Consider the following 20,034-nt stretch of genomic DNA (forward strand, 5'->3'; position numbering starts at 1 on the left):
AGAGTGACGAGAATGTAAGGGCTGCACCTGTGTGGTGCATTGGGGAATTCCCTTGGGTTATATCAAAAACGTCTGACAAATGAATCAGAAAGTTTCGTGACATCCTTGTGAGTTTTGAGATATTTCAAAAACAATAGCGTCATATGCTTATAAGCAAAAGATCTCTGAGGACTTTGCTTCATGGGGAATGATGCCGCGCGGGATTCTTTCGCTAGTACAGACATTGCGCTCCAGAGCGAATTTCGGGCGCTGACGGGCTTGTCGCAGTGAATCGCTCGGCTTTCGAGCGGCCGTTTTTCAGGTCGCGTCACGAATCCACTGCGCCGCCTTCTCGGCCATCATCAGCGTCGGGCTGTTGGTATTGCCGCTGGTGATGGTGGGCATGGCGCCGGCATCGACCACGCGCAGACCCTGCACGCCTCGCACCTTGAAACGGCTGTCCAGGACTGCCATCGGGTCGTCGGCGCGTCCCATCTTGGTCGTGCCCACGGGGTGGAAGATGGTGGTGGCGATATCACCGGCCAGACGCGCCAACTCCTCGTCGCTCTGGTATTGAGCACCGGGCTTGAACTCTTCGGGTTGGAAGCGCGCAAGCGCCGGCTGGCTGACGATGCGCCGCGTGACGCGCAGGCTGTCTGCCGCCACCTGCCGGTCTTCTTGCGTGGAGAGGTAATGGGGTGCGATGGCCGGAGCCTGGCGGAAATCCGCGCTTTGCAGTTGCACCGTGCCGCGGCTGCTGGGGTTGAGGTTGCAGACGCTGGCGGTGAAGGCGGCAAAGTCGTGCAGCGGCTCGCCAAAGGCATCCAGCGACAGCGGTTGCACGTGATATTCCAGATTGGGGTGGGCCAATGCCGGATTGCTGCGTGTAAAGGCACCGAGTTGCGAAGGCGCCATGCTCATGGGGCCGCTGCGCTTGAGTGCGTATTCCAGGGCGATGGCCGCCTTGCCCCAGAGACTGCCGGCCATGGTGTTGAGCGTCTGGGCGTTCTGCACCTTGTAGACGGAGCGGATTTGTAAATGGTCCTGCAGATTGGCGCCCACGCCGGGCAGATCGCGGCGCACAGCCATCCCATGGCGCTGCAGCAATTCGCCGGGGCCTATGCCCGACAGCTGCAGGATATGCGGCGAGTTGACCGCACCCGCGCAGAGCAGCACCTCGCGCCCGGCCTGCACAGTCACCATCTCCTCTCCGGTCCAGACTTCGGCGCCGGTGCAGCGCTGGCTGCCGTCCGGCAGATCTTCCAGAATCAGCCGGCGCACCTGGGCGCGGGTCCACATCTCGAAGTTGGGTCGGCCATAGCAGGTGGGGCGCAGAAAGGCCTTGGCGGTGTTCCAGCGCAGGCCCGATTTCTGATTGACCTCGAAGTAGCCTACGCCCTCGTTGCAGCCGCGGTTGAAGTCGTCGGTGGCCGGGATGCCGGCCTGCTGCGCGGCCTGGGCAAAGGCGTCGAGTATGTCCCAGCGCAGACGTTGCTTCTCCACGCGCCACTCGCCGCTGCCGCCGGTGCTCTTGCTGCCGTGCAGGCGCATGAACTCTTCGCTGGCGCTGCCGCCGGCGTCGAGACGCCAATGGTCTTCATGCTGTTTGAAAGCCGGCAGGACCTGCTCCCAGCGCCAGGTGTCGTCGCCGGTGAGCTCGGCCCATTGCTCATAGTCGCGGGCCTGGCCGCGCATATAGATCATGCCGTTGATGCTGGAGCAGCCGCCCAGTGTCTTGCCGCGCGGATAGCGCAGGCTGCGACCGTTGAGGCCGGGGTCGGGCTCGGTCTGATAGAGCCAGTCGGTGCGCGGGTTGCCTATGCAATAGAGATAGCCGACGGGGATGTGGATCCAGTGGTAGTCATCCTTGCCGCCGGCTTCGATCAGCAGAATCCGGTGATTCTTGTTGCGGGTGAGACGGTTGCACAGCAGCGAACCTGCTGTGCCGCCGCCGATGACGATGTAGTCGAACTGGGTATCACTCATGGGCAGATCAAAAGGCCGGTACAGCTAGGCGCAGAGGCCAGAGCATCAGGCAGTCATGGGCAAAAAGGCTGGTTCATTAGGTGTGATGAGCTTGCGGGTGTCGATAGGGAAAGCGCTCGCATACTCCTGTTTTGGAAGCTGTCGGCGCAGTGCTGGTTTTGACTTTCGCGGATTTTTGATAAAAATTGCAACGCTATCATTGCGTGGCATGCGGCAGCGGCCTACGTGCTGCGTTTGGCATGCTCCTCGCTTGGCGCGTTATGCTGGCCCCTGCGGTCAGCCCGTCTCCCCCATGTCCTAGGAAGCTTTTCTTTGCCCAGCTCAGACCAACTACCTCAATGCCCGCTGCAGTCCCGTGAAGGTCAGCAATGGGCCGTGCCTGCGGGCCGCTGGAGTGCCGCCGAGCTGGGCGACCGCCATATCTGGCGTCGGCTGGCGCCGCAGATCAGGGCCGTGCCCAAGGGCGCGGCCTGGGATTTGCAGCAAATGGTCTGGTTCGACCATATCGGTGCCCAGTTGCTGTGGGAGCAATGGGGCAAGGCCTGGCCGGCCCAACTGCTGACGACCAAGACCCAGCGCTCCATGCTGGAGCGTGTGGCCAGGTTCAGCGAAGTGCCCGAGTCCAAGCCCGAGCCCTCGGGATGGATGTGCGAGGTCAATCGGCTGGGTCAGATGGTGATCGATGCCTGCGGGCACTTTTCCAACTTGATCCAGCTGGTCGGCCAGTTGCTGCTGGACTGCCTGCGCCTGCTGCGCAACCCGCTTCGCGGCCCCTGGCGCGATATTTCGGGCCATCTCTATGCAACGGGAGCGACAGCCTTGCCGATCACGGCGCTGGTCGGCTTTCTGATCGGCGTGGTGCTGGCCTATCTGATGGCGCTGCAGCTGCGTCAGTTCGGGGCCGAATCCTTTATTGTCAACATTCTTGGCATTTCGCTGATCCGCGAGCTCGGGCCGCTGCTGGCGGCGATTCTGGTGGCGGGGCGCAGCGGCTCGGCCATCACGGCGCAGATCGGCGTGATGCGCGTGACCGAGGAGCTTGACGCCATGCAGGTCATGGGCATTTCCCAGGGTTACCGGCTGGTGCTGCCGCGTGCGCTGGCGCTGGCCGTGTCCATGCCGCTGGTGGCGCTGTGGACCATTCTTGCGGCACTGGCTGGCGGCATGGTCGCGGCGGACCTGACCATGGACATCACGCCCTCCTATTTCGTGCAAAGCCTGCCTGCGGCCGTGAAGGTCGGCAATCTGGTGCTGGCCATGGGCAAGTCCGTGGTGTTTGGCGTGCTGATTGCCTTGATCGGCTGCCATTGGGGCCTGAAGGTAGAGCCCAATACCCAGAGCCTGGGTCGCGGCACCACGGCGGCGGTGGTGTCATCCATCACCATGGTCATCATCGTGGATGCCATCTTTGCCATCCTCTTCAGAAACGTGGGCTTTTAGGATGAACTACCCCCTGTGCGGCTTCGCCGCTTCCCCCCAAGGGGACGACACCTTCGCTGCGGGGCGGCCCTTGCTCGGCGTTTCTGGCTTGGGTCGCGCAAGCCTCGTGCAGCGGGGGGCACGCCAATGACAGAGGTGATGCACAACCGCCGTATCGAGGGTGCCGTGGGCGATTACGCGCCGCCGCAGGATGTGAAGCCCCTGGTGCAGGCAGTGGACCTGTGGACCGAGTTCGGCGAGGGCGAGTCGCGCTTTGCCGTGCACCAGGACTTGAACTTCGATGTCTACCCGGGCGAGATTCTGGCCCTGGTGGGCGGCTCCGGCACGGGCAAGACGGTGCTGCTGCGACAGATACTGGGGCTGCTTTCGCCATCGCGCGGCACGGTGACCGTGGATGGCCGGCCCTCGCGTGAGGTCATCAGCGGCGAGCTGGCGGCGAGTCAGGTGGGCATGCTGTTCCAGCAGGGTGCACTGTATTCGGCCTTCAACGTGCTCGACAACATCGCGTTTGCGCTGCGTGAGCAGGGCACCTTGCCCGATGCCGTGGTGCGCGATGCGGCCATGGTCAAGCTGCAGATGGTGGGCCTCAAGCCCGAGCATACCTCGCGCATGCCTGCGGACCTGTCGGGCGGCATGATCAAGCGTGTGGCGCTGGCGCGCGCGCTGATGATGGATCCGCCGCTGCTGCTGCTCGACGAACCCACAGCGGGGCTGGACCCCAAGGGCTCGGACGAGTTCTGCGAGCTGCTGCGCGATATTCATGCAGAGCTGGGCCTGACCGTGATCATGGTCACCCACGATCTGGATACGCTGTTTGCGCTGTCCACACGAGTGGCCGTGCTGGCCGAGAAAAAAGTGCTGTTCACCGGAGCTCCGCGCGACGTGGCACGGATCAAGCACCCGTTTATTGAACATTTCTTCCAGGGAGAGCGTGGCCGCCGTGCCATGGCCCCGGTGCAAGGCGGCGTGGCCGCAGAGGAAAGCTGATGGAAAACAAGTCCCATGCCATGGCTGCCGGCATCTTCGTGCTGGTGGTGGCGACCCTGCTGGCAGGGCTGGCCGTCTGGCTGACGCGCGACAACCGCGAATACCAGCTCTATGAAATGTCCACCAAGGACGGAGTCAGCGGCCTGCAGCCCCAGGCCACGGTGCGCTACAAGGGCGTGCCCGTGGGCAAGGTGGTGCGCATCGGTTTTGATCCGCAGATTTCCGGCAATGTGCTGATTCGCATTGCCGTGGGCGAGGACACGCCGGTCACGCCGGCCACCTACGCCCAGCTCGGCTATCAGGGAGTGACGGGGCTGGCCCATATCCAGCTCGACGATGACAGCAAGTCTTCGCAACCGCTCAAGCCCGGGCCCAGCGGCCTGCCGCGCCTGCCCATGAAGTCATCGCCGCTGAACATGCTGGCCGACCAGGGGCCGGTGCTGCTGGAGCGGGTTGACGAAATTTCACGCCGCCTCAATTCCATGCTGGGTGAGGACAACCAGAAGCGGGTGAGCGTGGCGCTCGACAATATCGCTGCCGCATCCGGCGGGATCAAGGATCTGGCCGAGACCATGAACAAGACGGCCAAGGACTTTCCACAGATCACGGCAGATGCGCACCAGACCCTGCAGTCCCTTACCAAGGCCGGCAATGCCGCCACGGGCGTGGCGACCGATCTGCAGCAGACCGTGCGCAAGGTCAATGCCCCCGATGGCCCGCTGCAGCAGATTGCCGAGGGCACGCAGGCCCTGTCGCAGGCGGCCGAGTCGCTGGGGCGCAGCACCTTGCCGCGCATGAACGGCGCGGCCGACGATGTCTCGCGCGCCGCGCGCAGCATGGGCGCGGCCGCGGGCCGCTTCAATGACAACCCGCAATCCGTCATCTACGGCCAGGGAATGGGCTTGCCAGGCCCCGGCGAGGCCGGTTTCGTGGCTCCGGCCAAGTGAAGAAGCAACAAGGACACGACTTGCGCCAATTCGGATCGGGCAGGCAGCTTTTCGATGGAAATGCCTGCTACTCATTCTGACTGGCCTAAGTCCCAAAGGAATCAATATGGCAGACACAAAGATTTCACTCACCGGCCGCGGAGCATGGCGATTGCTGGGCGCTTCTTCCCTGGTACTGGCGCTCGCCGCCTGCTCGGGCCTGCCCACGGCACCCACGCAACCGGTGCGATATGACCTGGGCATGGCCGACCTGGCAGTGCCGGCCGCGAATGCGGCCGCACCCTCCGTGGCGCCGGTACCGCTGGTGCTGGCCGAAGTCCAGGCGCCGGGGTTGCCCGAGGGCCTGACGGCCATGTTCTACCGTCTGAACTACAGCGACAGCCAGCAACTGCGTGCCTACCAGAACGCGCGCTGGAGCCTGCCTCCCGCTCAGATGGTGGAGCAGCGCCTGCGCATGCGCCTGGGGCTGGAGCGCCCCGTGCTTTCGGGCAAGGATAATGTCCGCCCCCTGCAGGCCGACAAGCGCTCGATTGCGCAGCTGCGCGTGACGGTGGACGAGTTCAGCCAGGTCTTCGACAACGCCAGCAACAGCCGTGCGTTGCTGCGCCTGAGCGCCAGCCTGATCGGTGCCGGCGAGAGTGCAGGCAACCAGTTGCTGGGCCAGAAGGTGTTCACGGTCGAAGTTCCGGCTGCCTCAGCCGACGCAGCCGGCGGTGCCCAGGCCATGGCACGCGCCGTGGACGAGGCGGCTGCCCAGCTCAGCCGCTGGTTGCAGGGTTACGGGCGCTAGGGCCCGACCAGTCCCAGGCATTTCCGCTCCCAAAGCCCTGCCATGCAGGGCTTTGTTGATTCCGGGCAAGTCCTGCCTACTCGCGCGCAGCTGCTTTGCTGATGTGGGTCAATGGCCGGGCCGGGCCTTGTTCTTAAGCTGCCAGTTCCTCAACCTCGCACAAGGAACTGCCATGGCCAGCCTCGAATGGAATGCCGCTCTCATCCTGGATTTTCCCGTCATGGACGCGGTGCATGAAGAGTTCGTCACCCTGCTGGCCCAGGTGGAAGCTGCGGGCGACGAGCAGCTGTGCGCGCTCTGGGACGAGCTGATTGCCCATACCCAGCAGCACTTCGATCAGGAAGACCGCTGGATGCAGACCACGGGCTTTGCCACGGGCAACTGCCACAGCCAGCAGCACAAGGTGGTGCTGGCCGTGCTGCGCGAGGGGGCGGTCAAGGGCGGGCAGGGCGATCTGGCCACGATCCGCCATATGGCGGCCGAGCTGGGTCCGTGGTTCAGCCACCATGCGCAGAACATGGATGCCGCCCTGGCCCTGCACATGCGCCGCGCGGGCTTTGACCCGGTGACCGGCGCGGTGCTGGTGCCCGAGGCTTTGCCTGCGGAGCCGATCACCGGCTGCGGTGGTGCCTGTGGTGAAGCTGAAAAAATGGAAGTGGTAACTGCCTGAAACTGGCACGCGATAAGGCGAGAGACAGCGAGCAAGAGCCGCCGCGCAGCGAAGCTGCCGTCCCCCTTGGGGGAAGCGGCGCAGCCGCTCAGGGGGTCAAGGGTATATTGCCGGGGAGGCCAGGATGGGGAAGATCTTGATCAGGCCTCCCGCCATCACCTCGATGGCCAGCGCTGCCAGAATCAGGCCCATGAGCCGGGTCATCACATTGATGCCGGTCTTGCCCAGCACACGGGCAATCGGGTGGGCCAATGAAAAGCAGACCATGATGGCAGCGGCCACCACCACGCCATAACCGACCAGTGCCACATGCTGCCAGATGGTGCGCGCCTGATCGGCATAGATCACCACGGTGGACATGGCGGCAGGCCCGGTCAGCAGCGGAATGGTCAGCGGTACGACGGCAATGCTGTTGCCCTCGGCGGCCTTCTCGACGCCGGCTGCCAGCGTGGCATTGTTGGGGCGGTCTTCGGCGGGGCGGGCGTTGAGCATGTTCATCGCACTGATCAGCAGCAGCAGGCCGCCGCCGACTTGAAAGCTTTGCAGCGAGATATTGAAGAACTGCAGAATCTGCAGTCCCAGCAGGGCGCAGACCGCAATCACGCAGAAGGCGGCAAAGGCGGCGGTGCGAATCGTCTGCCAGCGCTGCTCGGCGTCGAAGCCGGCCGTGTAGTGGATGAAGAACGGGACGATGGCCAGCGGGTTGATGATGGCGACCAGGGTGATCAGCGGCTTGATATCCATTACAGCTCGCCTCCTGGCATGGGGGGCTTCTTGCGACTGTCGGCCTTTTGTGGGGCTGAGATAGCTTGCATCAACACTCCTGTGAAAAAATGGCCGAATCATCGACGCGGCATCAGCCATTACAGCATTGCTGGCGGCCGCGTCGCGGATTTCCCTTTTGAACCATGTTAAGGAGCTTCGCAATGGGCAGCTTTGTTGAACTGACAGCCGTGGATGGCGCAAAAACCCCGGCTTATGTGGCCATGCCCGAGGGCCAGGCACGCGGTGCCATCGTGGTACTGCAGGAGATCTTCGGCGTGAATTCGCATATCCGCTCCGTGGCAGACCGCTACGCAGCCCAGGGCTATGTGGCCGTGGCGCCCGCCATGTTTGCCCGCGTCAAGCCCGATGTGGAGCTGGGTTACAGCGAAGAAGACATGAAGGCCGGCTTTGCGCTCAAGACCGCAGTGGAAGCCCTGCCTGAGCCTGGAGCGCTGCGCGATGTGGAAGCGGCCGTGGCCTATGCGGCGACTCTGGTGCCTGGCGGCAAGATCGGCGTGGTGGGCTTTTGCTGGGGCGGCCTCATGACCTGGCGCTCGGCTTGCAATCTGGCCAGCGTCTCGGCTGCAGTCTGCTACTACGGCGGCGGCATGACGGGCGAACTGGAAGCCAGCCGTCTGGCGCTGTGCCCGGTGCTGGCCCATTTCGGCAGCAAGGATCACTACATCTCGCTGGAGTCCGTCGAAGCCTTCAAGAAGGCCCAGCCCAAGGTGGAAGTCCATGTCTATGAAGCCGACCATGGCTTCAACTGCGACCAGCGCGGCTCCTACAACGAAGCCGCTGCAGCGTTGGCAGGTGAGCGCACTCTGGCCTTCTTCGCCCAGCATCTGGGTTGATATAAAAACAATAGCTGCTTGTGCTTTATATATAAGCGCAAGCAGCTGTTTTTATCTAAAGCCCGTTGCCGCTGGGCGGTCCCCCATCAGAGACATCAAGCAAGCGCCGCCGCGCAGCGAGGATGTCGTCCCCCTTGGGGGAAGGCGCGGAAGCGCCTCAGGGGGTCATTCTTTTTCTTCGCTTTCCAGATAGCGGCGGCGCCAGAAATAGGCCACCAGCACCACGGTGATGATCACCATGGCCACCAGGGCCCAGATGAAGCCGTCCTTTTTGTGGACGAACGGGATGAACTCGAAGTTCATGCCGAAGATGCCGGCAATCAGGTTCAGCGGCAGAAAGATGGCCGTCACCGTGGTCAACGTGCGCATGATGTCGTTGGCGCGGTTGCTCTGAGCCGAAAAGTGCATCTGCACGGCGGTCTCGGCACTTTGCTCCATGCGGTGAATGTGGTGGGTCACGCGCTCTATATGTTCGAGCACGTCGCGCGAGCGCACGCGCAGCAGTTCGCGCTCATGCTGGCGCGCAGGTGTGTGCTCGGGCGGCCAGCCCTCCAGCGCCTCGGTCCAGTCCTGCACGGCGGCACGCTGGTCTTCGCAGATTTCATCCAACTGGTGCAGCGCCAGGCGCACGTCGAGCACGCTGGCCCAGTTGCTGAAACGCTTGTTGGGCTTGAGCAGCGCCATCTGCCAGTGGTCGATCTGGCGCGTCAGGGTACGGCGCAGATCCAGGTAGCCGTCCACCATGCCGTTGACCATGCGCAGCATCAGGTCGGCAGGCTCCACGGGCATCTTGGTGCTGGCCTGGCGGCTGTCAGTCTTGGCGGGGCCGGAAATCAGGCGCTGCCAGAAGTTTTCCAGTACAAAGCAGCCGTCGGGATGCACGGACAGCAGAATCTGGTCATACAGCGCAAAGCCCACGGGCTGGGTTTCCACGCGTTGCAGCACCGGCGCTTCGCGCTGGCCGCTGTGGGCCGGGTTGTGCGATGGAGGCGGGGCGCTGGATGCCGCACTGCCGGTGCCTGCCATCACTGCAGGCAGGCCTGGCGGTGAGGCCGCGGCTGACGCGGGCGAGGCGTGGTTGCCGCTGAGCGGCGGCAGATGGGCGTTGGCCAGGCGTCGGAATACCAGCACGTCGTACACCGAGGTGTAGTCGTAATTGGAAGGGATTGCCGGATTCAACAGGTCGGAGACATGCAGGTCCACGAGGGCGGAGCCGCCCAGCCTGACCAACATGGTCTGAATGGCTGGCAGCTGAGCCTCCAGCTCCGAGCGTGTGCAGGAGACCCAGTAAAACCCCGTTGTTGCCGCCTGCGTGGGCAGTCCGTCAACAGGCTGGGCATAGAGGGGAGAGATATGCAGCACGCGCATGGGATTAGGCAGTCTCGATGTCAGTGCAAAAAGCAGATGTAAAAACGGCCCGTGCAAGCTGCACGGGCCGTCAGATCATGCCTGAAATGCTCTCAGGCGCAAGCATGACCTACGCTGACAGCTATCAATTTTGTTACAGGCCGCGCAGCTTCTTGGCGGCGTCGATGGCAAAGTAGGTCAGGATGCCGTCGGCGCCCGCGCGCTTGAAGGCCAGCAGGGCTTCCATCATCACAGCGTCGTGATCGAGCCAGCCGTTGGCGGCAGCGGCCTTGAGCATGGCGTATTCGCCGGACACCTGGTAGGCGAAGGTCGGTACCTTGAACTCGTCCTTGACGCGGCGCACCACGTCCAGATACGGCATGCCGGGCTTGACCATGACCATGTCCGCGCCTTCGGCGATGTCCTGAGCCACCTCGCGCAGGGCTTCGTCGGTGTTGGCAGGGTCCATCTGGTAGACATTCTTGTCGGCCTTGCCCAGGGCGCCGCGTGTGCCCACGGCGTCGCGGAAGGGGCCGTAGAAAGCGCTGGCGTACTTGGCGCTATAGGCCATGATGCGGGTGTGAATATGGCCTTGCAACTCCAGGGCCTCGCGGATGGCGCCGATGCGACCGTCCATCATGTCGCTGGGGGCCACCATGTCCACACCGGCTTCGGCATGGGTCAGGGCCTGGCCGACCAGCACTTCGACGGTGTCATCGTTGATGATGTAGCCGCTCTCGTCGAGGATGCCGTCCTGGCCGTGGCTGGTGTAGGGGTCCAGGGCCACGTCGGTCATCACACCCAGCTGGGGGAATTCCTTTTTCAGCGCGCGCACCACGCGCGGGATCAGGCCGTCGGGGTTCAGGGCTTCCTTGCCGTCGGGGGTCTTGAGGCTGGATTCGATGGCGGGGAACAGCGCCAGGTAGGGAATCTCCAGCTTCACGCATTCCTCGGCCACGGGCAGCAGCAGGTCCAGGCTCAGGCGGTCCACGCCGGGCATGGAGGGCACGGCCTCGCGCTTGTTCTGACCTTCATGCACGAACACGGGGTAGATGAAGTCGTGCGGCGTCAGCACGCTCTCGCGCACCAGATTGCGGGTGAAAGCATCGCGGCGCAGGCGGCGCGGACGGTTCTGGGGAAAAGGAGTAGGGCTGGACAAATGCATGGGGAAAATTGTGCCCCATTCGTCATGGCTTGGCTTGCAGCTGCGTGACTATTCCATGACGGCCGGCGCGACTGGGCCCGAGCTCCGAGGTAAAGACGCGGCGCGCAGCGGCTGTGGCGCAGCGCAGGCCTTTACACTGGCTCCATGCTATGGGTCAAAGCCTTTCACATCGTTTTTGTCGCCAGCTGGTTTGCTGGTCTGTTCTACCTGCCGCGCATCTTTGTCAACATCGCCATGGTCACGCCGGGCTCGGTGGCCGAACGCGAGCGCCTGCTGCTGATGGCGCGCAAGCTGCTGCGCTTCACCACCATGCTGGCCGTGCCCGCGCTGGGACTGGGCCTGTGGCTGTGGCTGGGCTGGGGCTTCGCGGGCGGCTGGCTGCATGCCAAGCTGGCCGTGGTGCTGCTGGTCATCGGCTACCACCACAGCTGTGCCGTGCTGCTGCGCAAGCTGGCGGACAACACCTGTCATAAAAGCCATCGCTGGTTCCGTTTCTATAACGAAGTGCCGGTGCTGCTGCTGATCGCTGCCGTGATTCTGGTGGTGGTCAAGCCCTTCTGAATCTTGCGCTGAGAGTAGGAGGCGACTGTGTCCGATTCCGCGGTGCCGGTGATTTCCATGCGCCATACCTCGGCCTGGCCGCTGGCGCTGGTTTATGGGCTGCTCATTGTCTTTGCCAGCCTGTTCCCCTTCGACGGCTGGCGCGCCCAGGGCATAGATCCCAGCGTGTTCCTGTTCGCGAGGATTCCGCCGCCTTACTGGACCTGGTTCGACGTCAACACCAATATCGTCGGCTATGCGCCGCTGGGCTTTTTCCTGGCGCTGGCCCTGATGCGCTCGGGCCAGCCCAGGCTGGCCGTGCCGCTGGCTTTTCTTGCCGGCACGCTGCTGTCGCTGTGCATGGAGTTTCTGCAGATCTATCTGCCGCGCCGCGTGCCGTCCAATCTGGATCTGGTGCTCAATGCCGGCGGCACCTTGATCGGTGCCCTGCTGGCTGCGCTGCTGGAGAGGCTGGGGGCTCTCTCGCGCTGGAGTGCATTTCGCAACCAGTGGCTGGGCGAGGGCGGTGCCGGCGTGCTGGTGCTGCTGGCGCTGTGGCCGTTTGCGCTGCTGTTTCCGGCGGCCGTGCCGTTTGGTCTGGGCCAGGTGCTGGAGCGCATCGACGACACCTTGCAGGACTGGTTGCTGAACACGCCGTTTGAAGACTGGCTGCCGCTGGGCGATTTCGCCATGACGCCGCTGTCGCTGGTGACGGAGATGCTATGCGTAATGCTGGGGCTGTGGATTCCCTGCCTGCTGGCCTACTGCGCCGTGCGTCATATGGGCCGCCGCGCGCTGGCCGGACTGCTTCTGGTGGCGGCAGGGGTGGGGGTGACAGCGCTGTCGGCCGCGTTGAGCTGGGGCCCGGCCCATGCCTGGGAGTGGGTGGATCTGCCGGTGCGCCTGGGTGTCTGGGGTGGGCTGGGCTTGGCCGTGATTGCATTGCCTGCCTCGCGCAGCATGTGCGCCGTGCTATTGCTGCTGGTGCTGGTGCTGCATCTGAGCATCCTCAATCAGGCGCCGACGAACGTGTACTTCGCCCAGACCCTGCAGGCCTGGGAGCAAGGCCGTTTCATCCGCTTCTACGGTCTGGGCCAATGGCTGGGCTGGCTCTGGCCTTACGTGACACTGGCGTATGTAGTGATTCGACTCTCGCGCCGCCAACAGCCTGCCTAGAATGATCCACCATGAGCGACATCCAGAATCAAGACCAGGCCGGCGGCTACTACCAGCGTCATATCTTCTTTTGCCTGAACGAGCGTCCCAACGGTGAGGACTGCTGTGCTCTGCATGGCGCCAAGGCGGGCTTTGACCACTGCAAGCGCAAAGTCAAGGAAGAGGGGCTTGCCGGAAAGGGATTGGTGCGTGTGAACAAGGCCGGCTGCCTGGATCGCTGCGCCGGCGGTCCCGTGGCCGTGGTCTACCCCGAAGCCGTCTGGTATACCTTCATCGACGACAGCGATATCGATGAAATCGTCGAATCCCATCTCAAGCACGGCAAGGTGGTCGAGCGCCTGGTGCTGCCCGAAAGCGTGGGGCGCTGATCTGGCTGCCTTGAGTCCTTTGGCCGTCCCGACAGGCTTGCGGCAAGGCGGCTCTTGCATGGTGCGGCCGACTTTGGGCTTGCTTGTTCAGGAACTTTAAGCGTTTTCAAGCGTCAGCCCAATTACAGCAAGCGCAAAAAGCTACAACTAGGATAGCAATCGTGAATTCCCAGACCGAACGACTGACGCTCACCGGCACCGCCGGTGCCATTGAGGCCCTGCGCGATGCGCCGCAACTGGTCGAAGGCCAGAGCCCCAAGGGCGTGGCCATCATCGCCCATCCGCATCCGCTGTTTGGCGGCACCATGGACAACAAGGTGGTCCAGACCCTGGCGCGTGCCTTTGTTCAGTGCGGCTACACGGTCGTGCGTTTCAACTTTCGCGGCGTGGGCGCCAGTGCCGGCGAGTATGACGCCGGCAAGGCCGAGCTGCAGGATTTGCTGGCCGTGGTGCAGCAGGTGGCTCCCGAAGGCCCTGTAGCTCTGGCCGGCTTTTCCTTCGGCGCTTTCGTCACCAGCCATGCGCTGGCCCAACTCTGGGGTACGGGCCGGGTGCAGAAGGCCGTGCTGGTCGGCACCGCCGCCAGTCGCTTCGAAGTGGCTCCCGTGCCTGCCGAGGCCCATGACCAGACCCTGGTGATCCACGGCGAGGCGGACGACACCGTCGAGCTGTCCGCCGTGATGGACTGGGCGCGCCCGCAGATACTGCCTGTTACCGTGATTCCGCAGGTCGGCCATTTCTTTCACGGACAATTGCCGCTGCTCAAGAGCCTGGTGGTGCGCCACCTGAAGTCCCTGTAAGAGCCATTTCCCACACCTTGACGCACGTGAATTGCTGCCCCGTCTTGGTTAACTCCCTTTTCATAGCGCCAGGCCGAGGTATATCCTTGGCTTTGGCCGTTTCCGACGGTAAATCACCGCGCTTACCTTTGCTTTAGCGAGAGTCCTCTTCATGAAGCCCATCTACTCCACACTGCGTGTTCTGGCCGTTGCTGCCGCAGTGGCGCCCGTGTTTGCCATGGCACAGGTGGCGGCCCCTGTTCCTCCCGAAATTGCTGCCCGCAACTATCTGCTGGTGGACGTCACTGCCGGCCAGGTGCTGGGCGCCAAGGACGTCGATGCTCCCGTTGAGCAGGCATCGCTGACCAAGCTGATGTCGGCCTATGTGGTGTTCGACGCCTTGCGCTCCAAGAAGATCACGCTGGAGCAGCGCATGCCCGTGAGCGAGCGCGCCTGGAAGATGCCCGGCTCGCGCATGTTCATCGACCCCAAGATGCAGGTGCCCGTCAATGACCTGCTCAGCGGCATGATCATCCAGTCCGGCAACGATGCCACCATGGCATTGGCCGAGGCCGTGGGCGGCACGGCCGAGAACTTCGTCAAGATGATGAATGACCAGGCCAAGGCCCTGGGCATGAAGAACACCAGCTACAAGAACCCCGAAGGACTGACCGAGCCCGGTCACCTGACGACGGCGCGTGATCTGTCCATCCTGGCCCAGCGATTGATGCATGACTTCCCCGAGTACATGCACTACTACGCCACCAAGCAATACAGCTACCCCGGCACGCCCGCCTCCAACGGCAGCAACCGCAATGCCTTGCTGTTTCGCGATCCCACCGTGGACGGCCTGAAGACCGGTCACACCAATGCCGCCGGCTATTGCCTGGTGGCCACGGCCAAGCGTGACCTGCCCAATGTGGGTCAGCGCCGCCTGCTGTCCATCGTGCTGGGAACGGCCAGCGAAAAGGCGCGTGCCAACGAAAGCCAGAAGCTGTTGAACTGGGGTTACACCGCTTTCGATGCCGTCAAGCTGTTTGATTCCGATCAGCCCGTGGCCACTCCCGCCGTCTGGAAGGGCGCTGCCAATGCCGTCAAGATCGGCAAGGCCGACGGCGCCGTGGTGGTGACCGTGCCCTCGGGCACTGGCGGCAAGCTGACCACCGAGGTGGTGCGCCAGGATCCGCTGATTGCACCCATTGCCAAGGGGCAGTCCATGGGGGTGCTCAAGGTCAAGTCGGGTGCGGATGTGGTGGCCGAGGTGCCGCTGGTAGCGCTTGAGGCCGTCGAGCAGGCAGGCTTCTTCGGCCGTCTGTGGGACACCATCCGCCTCTGGATCAAGTAAGTTCCCGGGCCGGCAGGAGGTAGCTCCTGCCGGTGAGAGCACTTTGATGTGCCATGCAAAGCATCTTGCTGCCGGCAGGGCTATTGTCGGCAGGGAGTTGTGCTGATTTGCACAAGCTGGTACATTCGAGGGCTTTTCGGAATTTCCGAAGGGATTCACGTTTCCGCATCGGCATCTGTTGCTGCGGATAAACCTTTTGCTTTCACGAAGCAAATTCACGTTTAGGGACGTTTAATTAATGCCAACCATTAACCAACTCGTGCGTCAGGGCCGCACGGTCGAAGTTGTTAAATCCAAGAGCCCTGCTATGGAAAACTGCCCCCAACGCCGTGGCGTGTGCACTCGTGTGTACACCACCACTCCCAAGAAGCCTAACTCGGCTCTGCGTAAGGTGGCCAAGGTTCGTCTGACCAACGGTTTCGAAGTGATTTCGTACATCGGCGGTGAAGGCCACAACCTGCAAGAGCACAGCGTTGTGCTGGTGCGCGGTGGTCGTGTGAAGGACTTGCCCGGTGTGCGTTACCACATCGTGCGCGGTTCCCTGGACCTGCAAGGCGTCAAGGACCGTAAGCAAGCTCGCTCCAAGTACGGTGCCAAGAAGCCTAAGGCTAAGTAATCAGCCCTGGTTTTTTGAAAACAAACGGTGTTTGATTCGCCTGACTGGCGCGGTCAAACGTAGTGGCCCTGAGCACGAATGTTTTGTGCGGGTCGAGTAAGTGAGAGTTTTGAATAGCTCTCGCGGTATCTGAAAAGATGCCAACTGAAGCAAAGATAGAGGTAAAAAATGCCACGTCGTCGCGAAGTCCCCAAACGTGAAATCCTGCCGGATCCCAAGTTCGGCAATGTAGAGCTGTCCAAATTCATGAACGTGATCATGGAAGGCGGCAAGAAGGCGGTTGCTGAGCGCATCATTTACGGCGCTCTGGACCTGATCGAGAAGAAGCATCCCGGCAAGGACCCTCTGGAAGCTTTCGTTGTTGCCATCAACAACGTCAAGCCCATGGTTGAAGTGAAGTCCCGCCGTGTTGGCGGTGCCAACTACCAGGTTCCCGTGGAAGTGCGTCCCGTCCGTCGTCTGGCTCTGGCCATGCGCTGGATCAAGGAAGCCTCCCGCAAGCGTGGCGAGAAGTCCATGGCTCAACGCCTGGCCAACGAGCTGCTGGAAGCTACGGAAGGCCGTGGCGGCGCCATGAAGCGTCGTGACGAAGTGCACCGTATGGCCGAAGCCAACAAGGCCTTCAGCCACTTCCGCTTCTAATCGGAATCTCGCTCGAGATACAGGGCCGCATGCAAAAACTTGCTGCGGCCTTGTGTCGATTCTGAGCGCCCCCATATAGAGCTGCTGCCTCCTGCGCACAATGCGGGGCCGGCAGTACTCCCATACGATCAAGCAAGGATCCATCATGGCTCGCAAGACCCCCATTGAGCGCTATCGCAACATCGGTATTTCCGCTCACATTGACGCAGGTAAGACAACCACTACAGAACGTATCCTGTTCTATACCGGTGTGACCCACAAGCTGGGCGAAGTGCACGACGGCGCTGCCACCACCGACTGGATGGAGCAAGAGCAAGAGCGTGGTATCACCATCACTTCCGCTGCAGTGACCTGCTTCTGGAAGGGTATGGATCTGTCCTACCCAGAACACCGTTTCAACATCATCGACACCCCCGGTCACGTGGACTTCACGATTGAAGTGGAACGTTCCATGCGCGTGCTGGACGGTGCTTGCATGGTGTATTGCGCTGTGGGTGGCGTGCAGCCTCAGTCCGAAACCGTGTGGCGTCAGGCCAACAAGTACAAGGTGCCTCGTCTGGCCTTCGTGAACAAGATGGACCGTACCGGTGCCAACTTCTTCAAGGTCTATGAAGGCATGAAGACTCGCCTGAACGCGAACCCTGTGCCCGTGGTGATCCCAATCGGCGCTGAAGAAAACTTCCAGGGCGTGGTCGATCTGGTCAAGATGAAGGCCATCATCTGGGACGAAGCTTCCCAGGGCATGAAGTTCGAATACCAGGACATCCCCGCCGAGCTGGTGGAGACTGCCAACAAGTGGCGTGAAAACCTGGTGGAAGCCGCTGCCGAAGCTTCGGAAGAGCTGATGAACAAGTACCTGGAAGAAGGTACTCTGACTGAAGAAGAAGTGAAGCTCGGCGTGCGTACCCGTACCCTGGCCACCGAAATTCAGCCCATGCTGTGCGGCACCGCGTTCAAGAACAAGGGTGTGCAGCGCATGCTGGACGCCGTGATCGACTATCTGCCCGCTCCTGTGGACATCCCTGACGTTACCGGTACCGACCCCGATGACGAAGAGAAGAAGCTGAGCCGCAAGGCTGACGATGCTGAGAAGTTCTCGGCTCTGGCCTTCAAGCTGATGACCGACCCCTTCGTGGGCCAGCTGACTTTCGTGCGCGTGTACTCTGGCGTTCTGTCCAAGGGCGAGACCGTTCTGAATGCCGTCAAGGGCAAGAAGGAACGTATCGGCCGTATCGTGCAGATGATGGCCAACGACCGCGTGGAAGTGGAAGAAATCCGTGCTGGCGACATCGCTGCCTGCGTGGGCCTGAAGGACGTGACCACCGGTGAAACCCTGTGCGACATCGCCGCGCCTATCGTGCTGGAGCGCATGGTGTTCCCCGAGCCCGTGATTGCACAGGCTGTGGAACCCAAGTCCAAGACCGACCAGGAAAAGATGGGTATCGCTCTGTCGCGTCTGGCTGCAGAAGATCCTTCCTTCCGCGTGCGTACCGACGAAGAATCCGGTCAGACCATCATCGCCGGTATGGGCGAACTGCACCTGGAAATCATCGTTGACCGCATGAAGCGCGAATTCAACGTGGAAGCCAACGTGGGCAAGCCCCAGGTTGCTTACCGCGAAACCATCCGCAGCACGGTCAAGGACGTGGACGGCAAGTTCGTTCGCCAGTCCGGCGGTAAGGGCCAGTACGGCCACGTGGTTCTGACTCTGGAACCCCAGGAAGCCGGCAAGGGCTTCGAGTTCGTCGACGAAATCAAGGGCGGTGTGGTTCCTCGCGAATACATCCCTGCGGTGGAGAAGGGCGTGATCGAAGCGCTGACTTCCGGCGTGCTGGCTGGCTACCCTGTGGTGGACGTCAAGGTTCGTCTGACCTTCGGTTCGTACCACGATGTGGACTCGAACGAAATGGCGTTCAAGATGGCCGCTATCTTCGGTTTCAAGGAAGCTGCCCGCAAGGCCAACCCCGTCATCCTGGAACCCATGATGGCTGTGGAAGTGGAAACGCCCGAAGACTACGCCGGTACCGTGATGGGCGATCTGTCCTCGCGTCGCGGCATGGTTCAGGGTATGGACGACATGGTTGGTGGCGGCAAGGCCATCAAGGCTGAAGTGCCTCTGTCCGAAATGTTCGGCTACGCCACTTCGCTGCGTTCCATGACTCAAGGTCGCGCCAGCTACACCATGGAGTTCAAGCACTACGCTGAAGCTCCTCGTAACGTGGCTGAAGCCATTGTTGCTGCCCGCGCCAAGTAATTGACGCAGGTTTGACGAATCCGTCATAATCTACGGCTTCCAATCGCGGCAGTCCTTTGAGGATTGCCGCGATTTTTGCCGGTCTGCGATCCCATGCCGTCCTGTTTCCTGTGCGGGGCGAGTCAGCAATGAGGTGCAGACCTTAAACATCACACAGGTTTTTGCTCTTTCGGAGAAATCATGGCAAAAGAAAAGTTCGAACGTACCAAGCCCCACGTGAACGTGGGCACCATCGGTCACGTTGACCACGGCAAGACCACCCTGACTGCTGCTATCGCTACCGTGCTGTCCAAGCACTTCGGCGGTGAAGCCAAGGACTACTCGCAGATCGACAACGCCCCCGAAGAAAAGGCTCGTGGTATCACGATCAACACTTCGCACGTTGAGTACGAAACTGCCAACCGCCACTACGCTCACGTGGACTGCCCCGGCCACGCTGACTATGTGAAGAACATGATCACTGGTGCCGCTCAGATGGACGGTGCTATCCTGGTTTGCTCCGCTGCTGACGGCCCCATGCCCCAGACTCGCGAGCACATCCTGCTGTCGCGTCAGGTGGGCGTGCCCTACATCATCGTGTTCCTGAACAAGGCCGACATGGTGGACGACGAAGAACTGCTGGAACTGGTCGAAATGGAAGTGCGCGAGCTGCTGTCCAAGTACGACTTCCCCGGTGACGACACCCCCATCATCCGCGGCTCCGCCAAGCTGGCCCTGGAAGGTGACCAGTCCGACAAGGGCGAGCCTGCCATCCTGAAGCTGGCCGAAGCTCTGGACACCTACATCCCCACTCCCGAGCGTGCTGTTGACGGCGCCTTCGTGATGCCCGTGGAAGACGTGTTCTCCATCTCCGGTCGTGGTACCGTGGTGACCGGCCGTATCGAGCGCGGTATCGTCAAGGTCGGCGAAGAAATCGAAATCGTCGGTATCAAGGACACCGTCAAGACCACCGTCACCGGCGTGGAAATGTTCCGCAAGCTGCTGGACCAGGGTCAAGCTGGCGACAACGTGGGTCTGCTGCTGCGCGGCACCAAGCGTGAAGATGTGGAACGCGGCCAAGTGCTGTGCAAGCCCGGCTCCATCAAGCCCCACACCAACTTCACTGCTGAAGTTTACGTGCTGTCGAAGGACGAAGGCGGTCGCCACACTCCCTTCTTCAACAACTACCGTCCCCAGTTCTACTTCCGTACAACTGACGTGACCGGCTCCATCGAACTGCCCGAAGGCAAGGAAATGGTGATGCCTGGCGATAACGTGTCGATCACTGTGAAGCTGATCTCCCCCATCGCCATGGAAGAAGGTCTGCGCTTCGCTATCCGCGAAGGTGGTCGTACCGTTGGTGCCGGTGTGGTTGCCACGATCATTGCCTAATTCTTAGAAAAGC

19 protein-coding genes are annotated in these 20,034 nt (G+C 62.0%); 15 read left to right on the forward strand and 4 right to left on the reverse strand.

The features are described 5' to 3' along the window. Positions 1-297: 297 nt before the first annotated feature. Entirely contained in the window at positions 298-1,965 is a 1,668-nt protein-coding gene (locus FSY45_RS15335; protein ID WP_046460296.1) for a GMC family oxidoreductase, read from the reverse strand. Positions 1,966-2,277: 312 nt separating this feature from the next. Here FSY45_RS15335 and FSY45_RS15340 point away from each other — a divergent pair, with 312 nt between their 5' ends. The 5 genes from FSY45_RS15340 to FSY45_RS15360 all read left to right on the forward strand — a co-directional run bounded on the left by FSY45_RS15340 (position 2,278) and on the right by FSY45_RS15360 (position 6,799). Next, on the forward strand, positions 2,278-3,405 hold the full coding sequence (locus FSY45_RS15340) for an ABC transporter permease (RefSeq protein WP_003070415.1): 1,128 nt from the start codon (positions 2,278-2,280) through the stop codon (positions 3,403-3,405). Positions 3,406-3,531: 126 nt separating this feature from the next. Next, positions 3,532-4,392 carry an ABC transporter ATP-binding protein gene (locus FSY45_RS15345; RefSeq protein ID WP_370512837.1) on the forward strand — a complete coding sequence of 287 codons (861 nt, stop codon included), beginning with the start codon at positions 3,532-3,534 and terminating at the stop codon, positions 4,390-4,392. Next, positions 4,392-5,339, forward strand: a complete 948-nt coding sequence (locus FSY45_RS15350; protein ID WP_003070419.1) for an MlaD family protein — start codon at positions 4,392-4,394, stop codon at positions 5,337-5,339. Before FSY45_RS15345 ends, FSY45_RS15350 begins: the two co-directional genes overlap by 1 nt. Positions 5,340-5,445: 106 nt before the next feature. Continuing rightward, positions 5,446-6,129 carry an ABC-type transport auxiliary lipoprotein family protein gene (locus tag FSY45_RS15355; RefSeq protein WP_003070420.1) on the forward strand — a complete coding sequence of 228 codons (684 nt, stop codon included), beginning with the start codon at positions 5,446-5,448 and terminating at the stop codon, positions 6,127-6,129. Between the two features lie 172 nt (positions 6,130-6,301). After that, a complete protein-coding gene (locus FSY45_RS15360; RefSeq protein WP_003070423.1) occupies positions 6,302-6,799 on the forward strand; it encodes a hemerythrin domain-containing protein in 498 nt (165 codons plus the stop codon). Positions 6,800-6,895: 96 nt separating this feature from the next. Here FSY45_RS15360 and FSY45_RS15365 read toward each other — a convergent pair whose 3' ends face one another. Then, on the reverse strand, positions 6,896-7,543 hold the full coding sequence (locus FSY45_RS15365) for a MarC family protein (protein WP_003059455.1): 648 nt from the start codon (positions 7,541-7,543) through the stop codon (positions 6,896-6,898). A gap of 182 nt (positions 7,544-7,725) precedes the next feature. Here FSY45_RS15365 and FSY45_RS15370 point away from each other — a divergent pair, with 182 nt between their 5' ends. Beyond that, the gene (locus FSY45_RS15370; protein WP_046460297.1) at positions 7,726-8,418 is read left to right on the forward strand and encodes a dienelactone hydrolase family protein; all 693 of its coding nucleotides are present in this window, start codon (positions 7,726-7,728) and stop codon (positions 8,416-8,418) included. 165 nt (positions 8,419-8,583) lie between these two features. Here the strand turns inward: FSY45_RS15370 and FSY45_RS15375 are convergent, their stop codons facing one another. Together FSY45_RS15375 and hemB are read right to left on the reverse strand one after the other, a co-directional pair. Further along, complete coding sequence (locus tag FSY45_RS15375) at positions 8,584-9,786, reverse strand: magnesium transporter CorA family protein (RefSeq protein ID WP_012836762.1); 1,203 nt, start codon at positions 9,784-9,786, stop codon at positions 8,584-8,586. A gap of 133 nt (positions 9,787-9,919) precedes the next feature. After that, entirely contained in the window at positions 9,920-10,930 is a 1,011-nt protein-coding gene (gene hemB, locus FSY45_RS15380; RefSeq protein WP_046460298.1) for a porphobilinogen synthase, read from the reverse strand. A gap of 144 nt (positions 10,931-11,074) precedes the next feature. Here hemB and FSY45_RS15385 point away from each other — a divergent pair, with 144 nt between their 5' ends. The 9 genes from FSY45_RS15385 to tuf all read left to right on the forward strand — a co-directional run bounded on the left by FSY45_RS15385 (position 11,075) and on the right by tuf (position 20,021). Continuing rightward, positions 11,075-11,491, forward strand: coding sequence for a CopD family protein (locus FSY45_RS15385; protein ID WP_003064013.1), 417 nt, complete (start codon positions 11,075-11,077; stop codon positions 11,489-11,491). Positions 11,492-11,548: 57 nt separating this feature from the next. Continuing rightward, on the forward strand, positions 11,549-12,646 hold the full coding sequence (locus FSY45_RS15390) for a VanZ family protein (protein WP_034357922.1): 1,098 nt from the start codon (positions 11,549-11,551) through the stop codon (positions 12,644-12,646). An 11-nt stretch (positions 12,647-12,657) separates the two neighbouring features. Beyond that, positions 12,658-13,014: a ferredoxin gene (locus FSY45_RS15395; RefSeq protein WP_003064010.1), complete on the forward strand. Its 357-nt coding sequence runs from the start codon at positions 12,658-12,660 to the stop codon at positions 13,012-13,014. A 161-nt stretch (positions 13,015-13,175) separates the two neighbouring features. Next, on the forward strand, positions 13,176-13,814 hold the full coding sequence (locus FSY45_RS15400) for an alpha/beta hydrolase (protein WP_003064008.1): 639 nt from the start codon (positions 13,176-13,178) through the stop codon (positions 13,812-13,814). Between the two features lie 151 nt (positions 13,815-13,965). Further along, complete coding sequence (locus FSY45_RS15405) at positions 13,966-15,138, forward strand: D-alanyl-D-alanine carboxypeptidase family protein (protein WP_003064007.1); 1,173 nt, start codon at positions 13,966-13,968, stop codon at positions 15,136-15,138. A 238-nt stretch (positions 15,139-15,376) separates the two neighbouring features. Continuing rightward, on the forward strand, positions 15,377-15,754 hold the full coding sequence (gene rpsL, locus FSY45_RS15410; protein ID WP_003059441.1) for a 30S ribosomal protein S12: 378 nt from the start codon (positions 15,377-15,379) through the stop codon (positions 15,752-15,754). 168 nt (positions 15,755-15,922) lie between these two features. Further along, positions 15,923-16,396 (forward strand): 30S ribosomal protein S7, encoded by a 474-nt coding sequence (gene rpsG / locus FSY45_RS15415; RefSeq protein WP_003059438.1) that lies wholly within the window; start codon positions 15,923-15,925, stop codon positions 16,394-16,396. Positions 16,397-16,541: 145 nt separating this feature from the next. Beyond that, positions 16,542-18,650, forward strand: coding sequence for an elongation factor G (fusA, locus tag FSY45_RS15420; RefSeq protein ID WP_003064006.1), 2,109 nt, complete (start codon positions 16,542-16,544; stop codon positions 18,648-18,650). Between the two features lie 180 nt (positions 18,651-18,830). Then, positions 18,831-20,021 (forward strand): elongation factor Tu, encoded by a 1,191-nt coding sequence (gene tuf, locus FSY45_RS15425; RefSeq protein WP_012836789.1) that lies wholly within the window; start codon positions 18,831-18,833, stop codon positions 20,019-20,021. The last annotated feature ends 13 nt before the right edge of the window (positions 20,022-20,034 follow it).

It is taken from the genome of Comamonas sp. Z1 (assembly GCF_008121555.1).
In the GTDB taxonomy this organism is placed as follows: Bacteria; Pseudomonadota; Gammaproteobacteria; order Burkholderiales; family Burkholderiaceae_C; genus Comamonas; species Comamonas thiooxydans.